This window comes from Streptomyces sp. CB00316 (genome assembly GCF_001905595.1).
Lineage (GTDB): Bacteria > Actinomycetota > Actinomycetes > Streptomycetales > Streptomycetaceae > Streptomyces.
The window spans coordinates 25,793-40,493 of sequence record NZ_LIXI01000004.1 but is presented as its reverse complement, the minus strand read 5'-3'; the positions used below and the strand labels follow the sequence as shown (position 1 = coordinate 40,493).

At 71.5% G+C, this 14,701-nt stretch carries 12 protein-coding genes and 4 pseudogenes; 12 read left to right on the top strand and 4 right to left on the bottom strand.

Features of this window, described 5'->3' with window-relative positions:
• Positions 1–27: 27 nt before the first annotated feature.
• Entirely contained in the window at positions 28–957 is a 930-nt protein-coding gene (locus AMK21_RS11505) for a phosphatidylinositol-specific phospholipase C (protein WP_073876888.1), read from the bottom strand.
• Between the two features lie 183 nt (positions 958–1,140).
• Positions 1,141–1,476 (bottom strand): annotated as a pseudogene (locus AMK21_RS11500) (alkene reductase); the annotation flags it as partial.
• Here AMK21_RS11500 and AMK21_RS37075 point away from each other — a divergent pair.
• Positions 1,373–1,618, top strand: a pseudogene (locus tag AMK21_RS37075) (MerR family transcriptional regulator); the annotation flags it as partial. The pseudogenes AMK21_RS11500 and AMK21_RS37075 sit on opposite strands and share 104 nt — an antisense overlap.
• A 28-nt stretch (positions 1,619–1,646) precedes the next feature.
• Positions 1,647–1,718 (top strand): annotated as a pseudogene (locus AMK21_RS34270) (MerR family DNA-binding transcriptional regulator); the annotation flags it as partial.
• Here AMK21_RS34270 and AMK21_RS35950 read toward each other — a convergent pair.
• Positions 1,709–2,008 (bottom strand): hypothetical protein, encoded by a 300-nt coding sequence (locus tag AMK21_RS35950; protein WP_234421935.1) that lies wholly within the window; start codon positions 2,006–2,008, stop codon positions 1,709–1,711. The pseudogene AMK21_RS34270 and the gene AMK21_RS35950 overlap by 10 nt on opposite strands.
• Before the next feature lie 263 nt (positions 2,009–2,271).
• Here AMK21_RS35950 and AMK21_RS34260 point away from each other — a divergent pair.
• Positions 2,272–2,535, top strand: a pseudogene (locus AMK21_RS34260) (winged helix-turn-helix transcriptional regulator); the annotation flags it as partial.
• 89 nt (positions 2,536–2,624) lie between these two features.
• Here AMK21_RS34260 and AMK21_RS11475 read toward each other — a convergent pair.
• Positions 2,625–4,442 carry a bifunctional metallophosphatase/5'-nucleotidase gene (locus AMK21_RS11475; RefSeq protein WP_073876883.1) on the bottom strand — a complete coding sequence of 606 codons (1,818 nt, stop codon included), beginning with the start codon at positions 4,440–4,442 and terminating at the stop codon, positions 2,625–2,627.
• 437 nt (positions 4,443–4,879) lie between these two features.
• Between AMK21_RS11475 and mshD the strand changes: the two genes are divergently transcribed.
• The 9 genes from mshD to pstS all read left to right on the top strand — a co-directional run bounded on the left by mshD (position 4,880) and on the right by pstS (position 14,666).
• Complete coding sequence (gene mshD, locus AMK21_RS11470) at positions 4,880–5,803, top strand: mycothiol synthase (protein ID WP_073876881.1); 924 nt, start codon at positions 4,880–4,882, stop codon at positions 5,801–5,803.
• Positions 5,804–6,292: 489 nt separating this feature from the next.
• Positions 6,293–6,616: a MerR family transcriptional regulator gene (locus AMK21_RS11465; RefSeq protein WP_073876879.1), complete on the top strand. Its 324-nt coding sequence runs from the start codon at positions 6,293–6,295 to the stop codon at positions 6,614–6,616.
• Between the two features lie 96 nt (positions 6,617–6,712).
• The gene (locus AMK21_RS11460) at positions 6,713–7,165 is read left to right on the top strand and encodes a GntR family transcriptional regulator (protein WP_073877874.1); all 453 of its coding nucleotides are present in this window, start codon (positions 6,713–6,715) and stop codon (positions 7,163–7,165) included.
• Positions 7,162–8,085: an ABC transporter ATP-binding protein gene (locus AMK21_RS11455; protein ID WP_073876877.1), complete on the top strand. Its 924-nt coding sequence runs from the start codon at positions 7,162–7,164 to the stop codon at positions 8,083–8,085. The genes AMK21_RS11460 and AMK21_RS11455 overlap by 4 nt, the downstream gene beginning before the upstream one ends.
• Positions 8,082–9,089, top strand: coding sequence for a hypothetical protein (locus tag AMK21_RS11450; RefSeq protein WP_073876875.1), 1,008 nt, complete (start codon positions 8,082–8,084; stop codon positions 9,087–9,089). Before AMK21_RS11455 ends, AMK21_RS11450 begins: the two co-directional genes overlap by 4 nt.
• 334 nt (positions 9,090–9,423) lie before the next feature.
• Entirely contained in the window at positions 9,424–11,676 is a 2,253-nt protein-coding gene (locus AMK21_RS11445) for an RNA degradosome polyphosphate kinase (protein ID WP_073876873.1), read from the top strand.
• On the top strand, positions 11,645–12,895 hold the full coding sequence (locus AMK21_RS11440) for a CHAD domain-containing protein (protein ID WP_073876871.1): 1,251 nt from the start codon (positions 11,645–11,647) through the stop codon (positions 12,893–12,895). The genes AMK21_RS11445 and AMK21_RS11440 overlap by 32 nt, the downstream gene beginning before the upstream one ends.
• On the top strand, positions 12,892–13,320 hold the full coding sequence (locus AMK21_RS11435) for an NUDIX hydrolase (protein WP_073876869.1): 429 nt from the start codon (positions 12,892–12,894) through the stop codon (positions 13,318–13,320). Before AMK21_RS11440 ends, AMK21_RS11435 begins: the two co-directional genes overlap by 4 nt.
• A 203-nt stretch (positions 13,321–13,523) precedes the next feature.
• Positions 13,524–14,666 carry a phosphate ABC transporter substrate-binding protein PstS gene (gene pstS / locus AMK21_RS11430; RefSeq protein ID WP_073876867.1) on the top strand — a complete coding sequence of 381 codons (1,143 nt, stop codon included), beginning with the start codon at positions 13,524–13,526 and terminating at the stop codon, positions 14,664–14,666.
• Positions 14,667–14,701: the final 35 nt, after the last annotated feature.

Sequence of the window (14,701 nt, the reverse complement as noted above, 5' to 3'; positions counted from 1 at the left end):
AGGGGTGAGCCTACGTTCCGCCCGCCGTCACCCCACCGGGTTGTGCCGAATCAGCGACTCCACCAGCCCGCCGCGCTGGTTCGGGTAGTCCAGCGGGACGATGCCCAGCCCCGTCCAGCCGGCTGTCTCGGAGCGCTCCAGGAACGAGTGCACCTGCGGGTTGAGGCGGTCGGCGTTCCAGCGCGGCGGCATCAGGGCCGCGGTGGAGACGTAGTTCATGTAGAACTTGCCGGGCTGCTGCGCGGCCTTGCGGAACTGGGCTTCGATCTTGGGGTACTTGGCGAACGGCTCCGCCATGTAGTCGTCCTGGATGTCGAAGACGGCCGGATCGCCGTAACGCACGCCAGGAAGCCCGCCGTTGTCGGCCAGCAGCACCACCTTGCCGCGCGCCCCGCCGAGCGAGGGCAGCGTGGAGTCCAGCCGGAACAGCGACCGCCATCCCCGTACGTCGAGGTAGTCGTCGAAGATCGCCCGGAACGCGGCGTCGCTCCCGGAGGAGTACTCCTGCTTGACCCGCATCAGCACGGTCTCGCTCGGCCGCGCGGCCAGGAAGTCCCGGCAGGCGACGAGGACATCGCCGAACATCATGTTCTGGAAGGCGGCCCCGTGGTGGATCGCGAACGACCCCCCGGTGATCCGGCATCGTACGTCGAGGAAGCGCACCCCGCTCTGCAACTGCTGCGCGATCGTGGTGTTCTGGCACTCCGCCCACGGCCCGCCGAACCGCGCGCCCGAGTCGTGCGTACCAGGGATCGTGAGCCGCTGGAGCGCGGTGGCGTCGGGCAGCCCGCCCATCCAGTCCTGGGTACCGCGCACCGCCTTCCGTGTCGCGGCGACGGCCGGCGCGGCTCCGATGGCCGCGGTGGCGGAGACGGCGAGGGCACCGGCCAGGAAGGCTCTGCGCGTACTCAAGTAGCGCGACTGCGCATGCGACTTGGGGGTGGGGGTGACGGACATGGAGGCGCCTCCGAGGGCCGTGGGGGGGCAGGCCCTTGGATTCTGACGGGTGCACGTCACAGCGGGAAGAGGGCCGGGACCCTCAGCCCGGGGTTGATACGAGTGATCCTCTCCGTCATGCGCACGAGTCCGGCAAGCCCGCTCCCGGCACGCATCGCCTTTCCCCCGGTCCTCCGGTCGGGCTCACCCGGCGTGCTGGTACGCCGGGTACGTGACGTACCCCGCGTCACCCCCCTCGAAGTACGTCGCCGCGTCCTCCGCGGCGAGCGGCAGCCCCGCGCGCAGCCGTTCGACCAGGTCAAAATTGGCGATGAAGGCCCGGCCGAAGCTGATGAGGTCCGCCCCCAGGCCGAGCCACCGGCCGGCGTCCGCGCGCTCGGCCCGCCGCGCCCCCATCGGCAGCACCGGGTTCATGATCAGGGCGCCGGGCCACGCGCGGCGCAGGGCCACCAGAATCTCGTCCTCGGCAGTCGCCTCCAGGTGCACGTACGCCGGCTGCAGAAGCGCCAACTCCCCCAGCGTCCGGTCCCTGCGCTACTACGAGGAACAGGGTCTGCTCACCAGCGCGCGCAGCCCCAGCGGGCAGCGGCACTTCCGGGAAGCCGACATCGACCGGGTCGGCTTCATCCAGCGGCTCTACGCGGCCGGCCTGTCCAGCCGAGGAAGGCATGGGGGAGAGGGGAGCGGTCGTGGACTGGCCGATCGCGGAAGTCGCCCGGATGTCGGGCGTCACCGCCCGCACCCTGCGGCACTACGACGACTCCAGCTCGGCGATCGTGCGGAAGACGGTGGAGGCCAGGGCATCGAGCCGGTCCCGCTCGGCGACCAGCCGCCGGTGGTGCCCGCGCAAGGCTTCCACCCGGGCGGCAGCAGACCGATCTACGAAGTACCTTTCTTCGGTGGGGTGTTGGTCGACCTCGGGCCACTCGGTACCGGCGGCGAAGTCGATCAGCCAGCCCCGGGCGTAGTCGGTGGCGGGCAGCTTGCGGCGCAGGATTTGCTCATGGCCCCACCCTGTCGCGGAACGGATGCCCGGGCGAGCGACCCGCACGACATCCACGGGTATGTCCGGTCCGAGCCACCCTCCCGGGCGCTCCCCGACCGCGTACGCCGCCAACACCCCTGTGCGCAGGACGCGCACACCCTGCACGGTTAGGTGGGCGCGGACAGGGCGGACAGCAGCGCCTCGGGGCCCACGGAGAAGACGTAACAGGAGCGCACGACCCACTCGCTGCACCCGCCCCCGGCCCCGGGCACGCGGCCGACGGCCCCCCTACCGCCTGACGTCACACCGACGACCTCGTAACCCGCAGCGTCATCCGTGACGCGATGGACGGCGCGGCCTCGTTCACCGAATTCCAGCGGCGGACCGGCATCGCGCGCAACATCCTCACCGACCGCCTCCGCATGCTGCTCGCCCGCGGGCTCCTCGTCCAGCGCCCCGCACCATCGGGGCGGCGCCAGGAGTACGTCCTCACCGACTCCGGCCGCGCTCTCTTCCCCGTCATCCTCACGCTGCGGCAGTGGGGCGAACGGCACGCCTTCGCGCCCGGCGAGAGCCACTCCGTCCTCCTCGAGGCGAGGGCACTGAAGGCGGGTGGCCCTGGCCGGAGAAGCGGTGAGGGGCGGCAGGCCCACCGGCCCACCGCCCCTCACCGACTGAAGAGTTACTGCACGACCGTGATCCTGCCCGTCGCCGGCGGGGCCAGCGGGGCGGCGGCCGTGGAATGGGCCGCCAGGTAGGCGTTGAACAGGTCCAGGTCCGAGGCGCCGACCAGCTTGTTCGTGCCCTGACCGAGGGCCGGGAAGCCGTCGCCGCCGCCCGCGAGGAACTCGTTCATCGCGACGCGGTAGGTGCGCGCCGGGTCGATCGCCGCGCCGTTCAGCTTGATGGAGTCGGTGACCACGCGGGCCGCGCCGGTCTTCGTCAGGTCCAGGGTGTAGGTGAGGCCCTTGGAGACCTGGAGGATCTTCGGTGCGGCCTCGTTGGCGCCGCTGACCTGCTGCTGGAGCGCGGTGACCAGCTGGGCGCCGGTCAGGTCGACGACGTTCATCATGTTGGTGAACGGCTGCACGGTGAACGCCTCGCCGTACGTGACGACCCCGTCGCCCTCACTGCCGGACGCCTTGTACACCAGGTCCGCGCGGATGCCGCCCGGGTTCATGAAAGCGACTTCCGCGCCGCCCTTGTCCGCCGGGGCGAGGCCTTCGAGCTGGGCGTCGGCGATGACGTTGCCGAGCGGCTTCTCGGGGGCCGCGGAGCCGCGGCCGTTGATGTCGGCGCTGATCCAACCCTGCGGCCGGTTGGCGATCGGGGCGGCCAGCTTGTTCCAGCGGTCGATCAGGCTCGTCATGTCGGCGGCCTTGGGCTGATCCCGGGTCACGACGTGGTTCGCCGACTTCACCGACGTACGGACGATGTCCTTCGTCCGCAGGTCGTAGGTGAGCGTGGTGTCCGTGTAGAGCTTGCCGAACGACGCGGCCGAGGTGACCATGCGCGGCTTGCCCGCCGGGTCCGGGACCGTGCAGACGTACGCCTGGTGGGTGTGGCCCGTGACCAGGGCGTCCACCTTCGGCGTGATGCCCTTGGCGATGTCGACGATCGGGCCGGAGATGCCGTCGCCCGCGCCGGGGCTGTCGCAGTCGTAGTTGTACGAGGTGGAGGCCGGGGCCCCGCCCTCGTGGATCAGGGCCACGATGGACTTGACGCCCTTGCGGTCCAGCTCACGCGCGTACTTGTTGATCGTCTCGACCTCGTCGTGGAACTTGAGGCCCTTGACCCCGTTCGCGGTGACGATGTCCGGGGTGCCCTCCAGGGTCACGCCGATGAAGCCGATCTTGACGCCGTTCTTCTTCCAGATCGTGTACGGCTTCAGTAGCGGTTTGCCGGTCATCTCCTTGGTGACGTTGGCCGCCAGGTAGGGGAAGTCCGCGCCCTTGAACTTCTTGCCCTTCTCGTAACAGCCCTCGACCGGGTGACAGCCGCCGTTCTGGAGGCGGGCCAGCTCGGTCGCGCCCTCGTCGAACTCGTGGTTGCCGACCGCCGAGACGTCCAGCTTCAGCTTGTTGAGCGCCTCGATCGTCGGCTCGTCGTGGAAGAGGCCCGACAGCAGCGGGCTCGCGCCGACCATGTCGCCGCCGGCCGCCGTGACGGAGTACGGGCTGCCCTTGCGCGCGGTGCGCAGCGAGGTCGCCAGGTACTCGACGCCCCCGGCCGGGATCGCCTCGACCGTGCCGTCGGGGTGGATCTTGTTGACGTTGCCCGCGGAGCCGGCCGGCGGCTCCAGGTTGCCGTGCAGGTCGTTGAAGGACAGCAACTGGACATCGACGGTACGGGGCTTGTGGCCGTGCCCGTCGCCCTGACCGTGGCCCCGGTCATGGGCACCGGCCGGCATCGCGGCGACGAGCGCGCCCACGGTGGCCAGACCGGCCGCGGCGGCGAGCACCCGCCGGGACGCACGGTTCTTCTGCGGAGTCGCTGACATCGGTCCCCTTGTGTGTCAGTCAGTGGTGTCACTTCTGGAATCCTGCGTGCCGCAGCCTAGAGTCAACGCGCGTAGCGCAACAGGTGTTCGGGGTTACGGACTGGTTGCCATCCGGCCAAATGGCTCGTCAGAGTCGTTTCACATGCACCCTTATCATCCGTATGAATTACATATGGGGTAGAAGCGTCACAGCTCAAGGCCACACCGGTATGCGGCGGACGGCCCGGACCTGGCCCGACCCAATGCGCCCGACAGCCTGTTGGACACATTGCCCCGCGATGACCGGCGGCGGTCGCCCCCGGTCCACCGGTCCGCACCCGCGCGCCCCCGGCCCCGCCGGCCCGCACCGCACACCCCGTACGCCTTCCCCGCGCACGCCCCGTACGCCTCCCTCACGCACCCCCGTCCGCGCCCCCGATCCCCGTACGCTCGTCCCCATGACCACTGACGCACCCCTCCCCTCCCCCGGACGCGAGATTCAGACCCTCGACGCGCTCGACCCCGCCCAGGCCGACGCCGTCCTCGAACTCCTCGGCGAGGCGGCCCGGTTCGACGGCAGGCAGGCGGTCTCCGAGCAGGGGAGGCTCCGGATCCGGGGCGGTCACCGCGACGGTGTACGCCACTTCCTGCTCACCAGCGACGGCACCCTCGCCGGGTACGCGCAGCTGGAGGACACCGACCCCGTCGAGGCCCCGGCGGCCGAGCTCGTCGTCCACCCCGAGCGGCGCGGCACCGGCCACGGCCGGGCCCTGGGCGCGGCCCTTCTCGCCGCGACCGGCAAGCGGCTGCGGGTCTGGGCGCACGGCGGCAGCTCGGCCGCCCGGCACCTGGCCCAGGTCCTCGGCCTCTCCCTCTTCCGCGAGCTGCGCCAGCTCCGCCGGAGCCTGGTCCCGCTCGACCTCGCGGAGCCCGTCCTGCCCGAAGGCGTCACCGTACGCACCTTCGAGCCCGGCCGTGACGACGCCGCCTGGCTCGCCGTGAACCGCGCCGCCTTCGCCCACCACCCCGAGCAGGGCTCCCTGACCCAGCAGGACCTGGACGACCGCAAGGCGGAGCCCTGGTTCGACCCGAAGGGGTTCTTCCTGGCCGAGCGGGACGGTGGGATCGTCGGCTTCCACTGGACGAAGGTGCACGCCGAGGAGCAGCTGGGCGAGGTGTACGTCGTCGGCGTGCTGCCCGACGCCCAGGGCGGCGGCCTCGGCAAGGCCCTGACCTCGATCGGCCTGCACCACCTGGCCGCCGAGGCGCTGCCCACCGCGATGCTCTACGTCGACGCGGACAACAAGGCGGCCGTGACGGTGTACGAGCGGATCGGCTTCACCACCCACGAGGTGGACCTGATGTACCGCACCGAGTCCTGAACCCCGCACCTCCGCTCGAAAGAAAATCTGTCGTGGCGGCAGTAGACATCTCTCGTTGGGTGGGTCTAGTGTTTCTCTCGTAGCCGGACAGCGAGGACGGCACGGCAGTGGAGTGGTGGAGCCGGAAACGGTGGGTTCCTCCGCTGATTGCCGGGCCGGGCGACCCCCAGGGGACGCGCAGCGGTACTCCGACCTGTCCGTCCGTATGAACGGAACACCGAACGAGGTAAGGAGCAGACGCCATCAGGATCGCCCGGGCGAGGCACACACCGCTCGGGTACCGCAGGCCCCAGATCGGAAGGTGGTCCCCGGTCACGCATCCGCGATCCCCGCTCTCCCGCTTTCACCGGCGGGCCGGCGGAAAAAGAATGCCGACGTAAGTCAGTCGGCAGATGGTGTTGAAGCTCGGGGCCCGAGTGCCGGATGGCACTCGGGCCCCCCGACGTGTCCCCGCGCCGAAGACGACGTGCCCCCGAAAGAAGAGGTGCTATGCCCCCTAGCAGTACCCGCCCCACCGACAACCTGGACGACGACGACTACCCCGCCTTCACCATGGGCCGGGCCGCCGAGATGCTCTCCACCACGCCCGTCTTCCTCCGCGCACTCGGCGAGAACCGCCTGATCACACCCCTGCGCTCCGAAGGCGGCCACCGCCGCTACTCCCGCTACCAGCTGCGCATTGCCGCACGCGCCCGGGAGCTCGTGGACCAGGGCACCAAGATCGAGGACGCCTGCCGCATCGTCATCCTCGAGGACCAGCTCGAAGAGGCTCAGCGCATCAACGAGGAACTGCGCGGCACACGGACGCGGTAGACCGCCCCCTTCCGTATGCGCAGGGGCGGCGTCAGTTGACGCCGCCCCCTCTTTGGGTCACCCTTTCACTAATCAATTAGTGAAAGGGTGATGCCCATGGCAGAATCCGCAGCGGTCGAGTTCCGTATCGACCGGCGCAGCGGCGTCGCCACCTACCTCCAGATCGTCCAGCAGACGAAGCAGGCCCTGCGCCTGGGCGTTCTGGAGCCGGGGGACCGGCTGCCCACCGCCCGCGAGGTCGTGGAGGCCACCGCCATCAACCCGAACACCGTCCTCAAGGCGTACCGGGAACTGGAGCGCGAGGGCCTCGTCGAGGCGCGGCGCGGGCTCGGCACCTTCGTCCGCAGGACGCTCGGCGGTGCGGCCGAGGCATCCGCCTCCGACTCGCCGCTGCGCACCGAACTCGCCGACTGGGCCCGCCGGGCACGGTCGGCCGGGCTGGAGAAGGACGACGTCAGCGCGCTTTTCACCGCCGTACTGGAGAGCACGTACCGGCCTGACGGCACGCACAAGCCTGACAGCACGTACAAGGGGGACCAGGAACGATGACAGGTGCTGTGATCGAGGCTCGCGGCCTCGCCATGACCTACGGGCGGAGAGGGGGCGCGCGCACGGCCCTGGACGGCTGCTCCTTCCGCCTCCCCGCAGGGCGCGTCTGCGCCCTCGTCGGTCCCAACGGGGCGGGGAAGTCCACCCTGTTGAACCTGGCGGCGGGACTGGCCCGGCCGAGCGCCGGGACCCTCGCCGTCCTCGGCTCGGCCGACCCATCCGCCGTACGCGACCGCATCGCCTATGTGCCCCAGGACAAACCGCTGTACCCGCAGCTCACCGTGGCCGACACGCTGTGGGCCGGCGGTGAGCTGAACCCCGGGCGCTGGGACCACGCCACCGCCGACCGGATCGCCGGGAAGCTGGAGCGGAAGGCCCGCGTCCGTACGCTCTCCGGCGGGCAGCGGACCCGGCTCGCGCTGGCCCTCGCGCTCGGCAAGCGGCCCGAGCTGATGCTGCTGGACGAGCCGATGGCCGACCTCGACCCCCTCGCCCGGCACGAGCTGATGGGCGTGCTGATGGCGGAGACCGCCGAGCACGGCACCACCATCGTGATGTCCTCGCACATCCTCACGGAGCTGGAGGGAGCCTGCGACTTCCTGCTGTTCGTCGACGGCGGCCGCGTCCGGCTCGGCGGCGAGGCCGAGGACATCGTCTCCGCCCACGCCCTGGTCACCGGCCAGGCCGGCCGCGACCTGGCCCCGCACACCGTCGTCGAGTCCCGTACGACGGGACGTCAACTCACCGCTCTCGTACGGAAGGAGGGCCCCGTGGACGAGTCCCTCTGGGCCACCACGGAACCCTCGCTGGAGGAGCTCCTGCTGGCCCACCTCCGCTCGCCGGAGGCGCCGCCGCTGCTCACGCCGAGCGCCGCGCCGGGTGCGGCCACCGGGACCCGTGAGGCGGTGGCTTCCGCATGAGTACGAGCACCCTGACGACGACGGCCCGGACGGCAACGGTCGGTACGCTGCGGGGCCCGTCCCTGGTCCTCCTGCGCATACACAGGCGGACCCTGTGGGGCGTGGGCGCGGCAGCCGTCGCCGCGGTCGCGTGCATGATCGCCGTGGCACTCCTGGCGGACCGGGCCGTCGCGGACTTCGCGAGCACCGGCTGCACTCTGAGCAGCGACACGGAGGCCTGCTTCCAGCCGGCTCGCAACCACACCGACCGGATGCTCGAACTCAGCCGGCTGCTCACCTACGCGGGCCTCGCCCTCACCACGCTGCCCGCGGTCGTCGCGGCCTTCGTCGCGGGCCCGATGATCGCCAGGGAGTGGGAGACCGGCAGCATCAGGCTGTCCTGGACCCAGTCGGCCTCGCCCGCCGCCTGGCTGACCGCGCGGCTCGCCACCCTCGCCGTGCCAGTGGTCGGTGGGATCGTGGTGCTGTCCGCCGTCTTCTCCTGGTCCCGCAGCCGGCTCACGTATCCGTTCCCGGCCACCTGGGAGGACGCCACGGCCTTCGCCGCGACGGGAACGGTCCCGGTCGCCGGTGCGCTGCTGGCGCTCGCGCTGGGCGCCCTCGCCGGTCTGCTGCTGCGTCGCACGGTTTTGGCGATGGCGGCGGCCCTGCTCGCCTCCGGGCTGGTGACGGTGGTGCTCGGCGCGGTTCGCGACCACTTGTGGCCGACGGTGAAGGCCACCTACCCCCTGGAGGGCAAGTACCCCGCCCCCCATTGGTCCCACATCGTCGAGCAGGGCTTCGTGACGGCCAAGGGGGAGCTGCTCCCCATCGACACCTGCCTCGGCGCCCACCTCGAATTCGAGGAGTGCCTGGCCAGATATGACGGGGTGCAGAACTACCTGCACTACCACCCCGCCTCCCACTTCTGGCCCCTCCAGCTCGTCGAGACCGGCATCCTGCTCGCTCTCGCCGCCCTCGCCGTGTTCGCCGCCTTCCGGGTCCTGCGCCGCCTCCACGGCTGACCCCGGGCCGCACCGGCCGCCCGAACCTCGCCGTCCGGGCCCTACGAGGGGTGGGCCCGGACGGCGATCACGTACAGTCACCGAGCGACCGACCCGCAGGCACACCGCTTCCTGTACGTCATGTTGCCGTTACCGGCCATTCAGACGCCCTTGCGACCCTCACGGGATGCAGCCAGCTCTGCCAGCCCCCCGCCGCACCGGGAGCGGCCGGGGTAACGCCCCGACCCGTTCCCCCGGCCGAGATCCCGGCCATGACCCCGGGTTTCCCGGGCCTTCCGCGATCTTTCCCGGCTCCGACGCGCCTGCTTCGCCCTCCACGCGGAACAATGGGTTCATGAGCCAGCAGCCCAGCTCCGAGGTCCCGGTCCAGCCCGCCCAGCCGTCCGTCGGCTCTCTCGCCGCGCACCGGCCGCACGCCGTCGCGCACCCCTCCTCCAGCAACGCCGGCTTCTCCACCGCCGCCCACCTGGACCCCGATCTCGACGGCGACGCGGACGCGTACGAGCCCGACCGGGACGGCGACGAGCTGCCCCAGGGCCGTTTCCTGGACCGCGAGCGCTCCTGGCTCGCGTTCAACGAGCGCGTACTGGAGCTGGCCGAGGACCCGGCGACGCCGATCCTGGAGCGGGCCAACTTCCTCGCGATCTTCGCCTCTAACCTGGACGAGTTCTTCATGGTCCGGGTGGCCGGCCTCAAGCGCCGCATCGCCACCGGCGTCGCCACCCGCTCCGCCTCCGGCCTCCAGCCCCGCGAGGTCCTCGACCTGATCTGGACCCGTTCGCGCGAGCTCATGGCCCGGCACGCCGCCTGCTTCCAGCAGGACATCTGCCCGGCCCTGTCCGACGAGGGCATCCAGTTGCTCCGTTGGCCGGATCTGACCGAGAAGGAGCAGGCCCGCCTGTTCACCTTCTTCCGGCAGCGCGTGTTCCCCGTGCTGACCCCGCTGGCCGTCGACCCCGCGCACCCCTTCCCGTACATCTCCGGGCTCTCCCTCAACCTCGCCGTCGTCGTCCGCAACCCGGTCAGCGGCCACCGCCACTTCGCCCGGGTCAAGGTCCCGCCGCTGCTGACCCGCTTCCTGGAGGCGTCCCCGCAGCGGTACGTGCCCATCGAGGACGTCATCGCGGCCCACCTGGAGGAGCTGTTCCCGGGGATGGAGGTGCTGGCGCACCACATGTTCCGGGTCACCAGGAACGAGGACCTGGAGGTCGAGGAGGACGACACGGAGAACCTGCTCCAGGCGTTGGAGAAGGAGCTCATGCGGCGCCGCTTCGGTCCGCCGGTGCGGCTGGAGGTCGAGGAGTCCATCGACCCGTACGTCCTCGATCTGCTGGTCCGCGAGCTGAAGGTGTCCGACGCGGAGGTCTACCCGCTGCCCGGTCCCCTGGACCTGACCGGCCTCTTCGCGATCGCCTCGCTGGACCGGCCGGAGCTGAAGTTCCCGAAGTTCATCGCGGGTACGCACCGGGACCTGGCCGAGGTGGAGTCCGCCTCCGCGCCCGACATCTTCGCCGCCCTGCGCGAGCGGGACGTCCTGCTCCACCACCCGTACGACTCGTTCTCCACCTCCGTCCAGGCCTTCCTGGAGCAGGCGGCGGGCGACCCGGACGTGCTGGCCATCAAGCAGACGCTCTACCGCACCTCCGGCGACTCCCCGATAGTGGACGCCCTCATCGACGCGGCCGAGTCCGGCAAGCAGGTCCTCGTCCTCGTCGAGATCAAGGCCCGCTTCGACGAGCAGGCCAACATCAAGTGGGCCCGCAAGCTGGAGGAGGCCGGCTGCCATGTCGTGTACGGCCTCGTCGGGCTGAAGACCCACTGCAAGCTCTCGCTCGTCGTCCGCGAGGAGGGCGACACCCTGCGCCGCTACTCCCACGTCGGCACCGGCAACTACCACCCCAAGACCGCCAGGCTGTACGAGGACCTCGGCCTGCTCACGGCGGACCCGCAGGTCGGGGCGGACCTCTCCGACCTGTTCAACCGGCTCTCCGGCTACTCCCGCCGCGAGACCTACCGCCGCCTCCTGGTCGCGCCGAAGTCCCTGCGCGACGGGCTGATCGCCCGCATCAACAAGGAGGTCGCCCACCACCGCGCCGGGCGCCCCGCCTACGTACGGATCAAGGTCAACTCGATGGTCGACGAAGCGATCATCGACGCCTGCTACCGGGCGGCCCAGGCGGGCGTGCCCGTCGACATCTGGGTGCGCGGGATCTGCGCGATCCGGCCCGGGGTCGCCGGGCTCTCGGAGAACATCCGGGTCCGCTCCATACTCGGCCGCTTCCTCGAACACTCCCGGGTCTTCTCCTTCGGCAACGGCGGCGAGCCCGAGGTGTGGTTCGGCAGCGCCGACATGATGCACCGCAACCTCGACCGCCGGATCGAAGCCCTCGTCCGGGTCACCGACCCCGCCCACCGCGCCGCACTCAGCCGACTCCTGGAGACCGGTATGGCCGACACCACCGCTTCCTGGCACCTGGGCCCCGACGGCAACTGGACCCGGCACGCCACGGACGCGGAGGGTCAGCCGCTGCGGCACGTCCAGGAGATGCTCATCGATGCCCGGAGGCGCAGGCGTGCGACGCCCTGACCACCAGACGACGACCCGTCCCGCCGCGGGGCCCGCTGCGGACGGGGGACCGGAGAAGACCGACGGGGACCCGGAGACGACCCGGAACCCGGCGAACGAGGTCCGGGAGACCGGGTCCCCTGAGGCCGGGAACCTCCCAACGGGGAACCTTCAGCCCAAGAACCTCCAGGGCGCGAACCCTCGGCCCGGGAGCCTTCCCCCCGACGGCGTGAGCGCCGATGCCGTCCTCGCGCCCTACCTCCAGGGGCAGGCCGCGGACTTCCTGCGCAGCCTGCGCCTGCACCGCGAGCACAGCGCCCCCTCCGACGCCAACGGCCAGGGCGCCGAGGCCGCGGCCCGCGCCCTGCGCCGCTCGGCCCGGCGCATCAGCGGCTCGCTCCACACCTTCCGCACCGTCCTGGACCCGGTCTGGGCCGACCACCTCCGTACGGAACTGGCCTGGCTCTCCGGCACTCTCGCCCGGGAACACGCCTACGCGGGCCGGCTCACCCGCCTGCTCGACGCCCTGCACCAGCTCTCCGGGGCCACCCTCCCCGCGGCCCGCGGCGCGAAGCCCGCCTCCAAGAAGTCCGCGGGCGCCGGGCCCTCCCCCGGAGTCGGGGCCGCCGGGCCCGCCCCGGACGCCCAGGGCCGGGCCACCCTCGGCGTCGGAGCGGCGCGGGCCGGGGCGCTGCTGGAGCGCCAGCTCACCCTCGCGCGGACCCGGGCCCACTCCGCCGCGCTCCAGGCCCTCGGCTCCTCCCGCTTCCACGCGGTCGCCGACGCCGTGGCGCTGCTCGCCTCCGAGGTCCCGCTGGCCCCGGGCACCACGGGCCGGGGGGCCGAGGCGCTCCTGGAGCCCGCCGAACGCGCCGAGCAACGGCTGATCGGCGCGGTGGCGGCCCTCCCGCCCGACGCGTCGGCGGAGCCGTACAACGAGGCGCAGGACGCGCCGTGGCACCAGACCCGCCTGCTGCTGCGGCTGCACCGGTACGCCCACGAGGTCGTCCTCGGCGCCGCCGACCCGGTCCTCACCGGCGCCGGGCACGCCCTGGACCTGCACCGGGACGCGGCGGAGGCGGCCGGGGCGGCGGCAGCGGCGGCCCGCACCCCCCGCATCGCCCCGGCGACCGCGTACGCGCTCGGAGTGCTCCACGCGGACCAGCGCCACGAGGTGGAGGCCGCGCGGGCGGTGTTCCGGGAGACCTGGCCGTACGCGGCGGCCATGACGACCCCATGAGCGGCACCCCGAACCCGGCCTCGACCGTCCGGGCCGCGGGCTGCGTCCTGTGGCGCCGCGCCTCGGACGGCGACGGTGTGGAGGTGTGCCTCGTCCACCGGCCCCGCTACGACGACTGGTCCTTCCCGAAGGGCAAGCTGAAGCGCGACGAGGAGCCGCTGGCCGCCGCCGTACGGGAGATCCTGGAGGAGACCGGCCACCACTGCGTCCCGGGCGCCCCGCTCCCCACCGCCCGGTATCTCGTCGACGGGCGCCCCAAGGAGGTCGCCTACTGGGCCGCCGAGGCGACGGGCGGCGCCTTCGAGGCCAACGACGAGGTGGACCGGCTGGTGTGGCTGGCCCCTGAGGCCGCCCGCGTACGCCTCACCCAGCCGCGCGACCGCGAACAGCTCACCGCGCTGCTCGCCGCGCTCCCCCGCACCTGAGGTGTGGATCACCGGCGGGAGCCGCCCGCACCCGCCTGCCCGACACGGTTCACCTTCCGTTCACTCTCTCCCGTAGGCGGCTTCACCTGTTCTGCCTAATTTCGGACGTGCACGGTGCGCGGCGCCAAGCCACAGCACCCTCCTCATCGCACGCCGTCGTAGAACGAACAGACCACGGCGGCTCCTGGAAGGAACACCCGAAAGTGAAGCTTCAGCGCAAGAACCGGCTTCGTGCCACCGCGCTCGGTGCCCTCGCCGTCTCCGGCGCCCTGGTCCTCACGGCGTGCGGTTCGGACGACAACACGGGCAGCGACACGGCCAGCACCGGCAAGAAGCCGGCCGCCGCCTCGGACATCACGTGCGACGACGCCAAGGGCCAGATCCTGGCCGCCGGCTCCAGCGCGCAGAAGAACGCCATGGACGTCTGGGTCAAGGACTTCCAGGCCGCCTGCCCCGGCGTGGAGATCAACTACCAGCCCATCGGCTCGGGCGGCGGCATCACCAAGTTCACCCAGGGCCAGGTCGCCTTCGCGGGCTCCGACTCCGCCCTGAAGCCCGAAGAGGTCACCGCCTCCCAGAAGATCTGCACGGGCGGCGGCAAGGGCATCAACCTGCCGATGGTCGGCGGTCCGGTGGCCATCGGCTTCAAGCTGGACGGTGTCGACGAGCTCGTCCTCGACGCCCCGACCCTCGCCAAGATCTTCGACACGAAGATCACCAAGTGGAACGACCCGGCGATCGCCAAGCTCAACCCGGACGCGAAGCTGCCGGGCACCGCGATCCAGGCCTTCCACCGCTCCGACGAGTCGGGCACCACCCAGAACCTCAACAAGTACCTCAGCGTCGCCGCCCCCGACGACTGGAAGTTCGACGCCTCCTCGAAGTCCTGGGAGGCCAAGGGCGGCCAGGCTGCCAGCGGTTCGGCCGGTGTGGCCTCCGGTGTCAAGGACACCAACGGCGCCATCGGCTACTTCGAGCTCTCCTACGCCGCCGCCAGCGACATGACCACCGTCAAGATCGACACCGGCTCCGGCGCACCGGTCGAGGCCACCACGGAGAACGCCTCCAAGGCCATCGCCGCCGCCAAGATCAAGGGCACCGGCAACGACATGGCCCTGGAGCTCGACTACGCGACCAAGGCCGAGGGTGCCTACCCGATCGTCCTGGTGACGTACGAGATCGCCTGCGACAAGGGCAACAAGGCCGAGACCCTGCCCGCGGTCAAGGCGTTCCTGAACTACGCGATCAGCGACGAGGGCCAGAAGGTCCTCACCGACGCGCACTACGCGCCGATGCCCGCCGAGCTCGCGGCCAAGGTCCGCGAGATCGTCCCCACCCTGTCCTGACCCGGCCGCGGCCGGCCCCCTCAACCGGGGGGCCG

Bases quoted from the DNA above. Each gene is read 5' to 3' on its own strand.
- AMK21_RS11505 (WP_073876888.1), bottom strand. From the start codon at position 957: ATGTCCGTCACCCCCACCCCCAAGTCGCATGCGCAGTCGCGCTACTTG.
- AMK21_RS11475 (WP_073876883.1), bottom strand. From the start codon at position 4,442: ATGTCAGCGACTCCGCAGAAGAACCGTGCGTCCCGGCGGGTGCTCGCC.
- mshD (WP_073876881.1), top strand. From the start codon at position 4,880: ATGACCACTGACGCACCCCTCCCCTCCCCCGGACGCGAGATTCAGACC.
- AMK21_RS11465 (WP_073876879.1), top strand. From the start codon at position 6,293: ATGCCCCCTAGCAGTACCCGCCCCACCGACAACCTGGACGACGACGAC.
- AMK21_RS11460 (WP_073877874.1), top strand. From the start codon at position 6,713: ATGGCAGAATCCGCAGCGGTCGAGTTCCGTATCGACCGGCGCAGCGGC.
- AMK21_RS11455 (WP_073876877.1), top strand. From the start codon at position 7,162: ATGACAGGTGCTGTGATCGAGGCTCGCGGCCTCGCCATGACCTACGGG.
- AMK21_RS11450 (WP_073876875.1), top strand. From the start codon at position 8,082: ATGAGTACGAGCACCCTGACGACGACGGCCCGGACGGCAACGGTCGGT.
- AMK21_RS11445 (WP_073876873.1), top strand. From the start codon at position 9,424: ATGAGCCAGCAGCCCAGCTCCGAGGTCCCGGTCCAGCCCGCCCAGCCG.
- AMK21_RS11440 (WP_073876871.1), top strand. From the start codon at position 11,645: ATGCCCGGAGGCGCAGGCGTGCGACGCCCTGACCACCAGACGACGACC.
- AMK21_RS11435 (WP_073876869.1), top strand. From the start codon at position 12,892: ATGAGCGGCACCCCGAACCCGGCCTCGACCGTCCGGGCCGCGGGCTGC.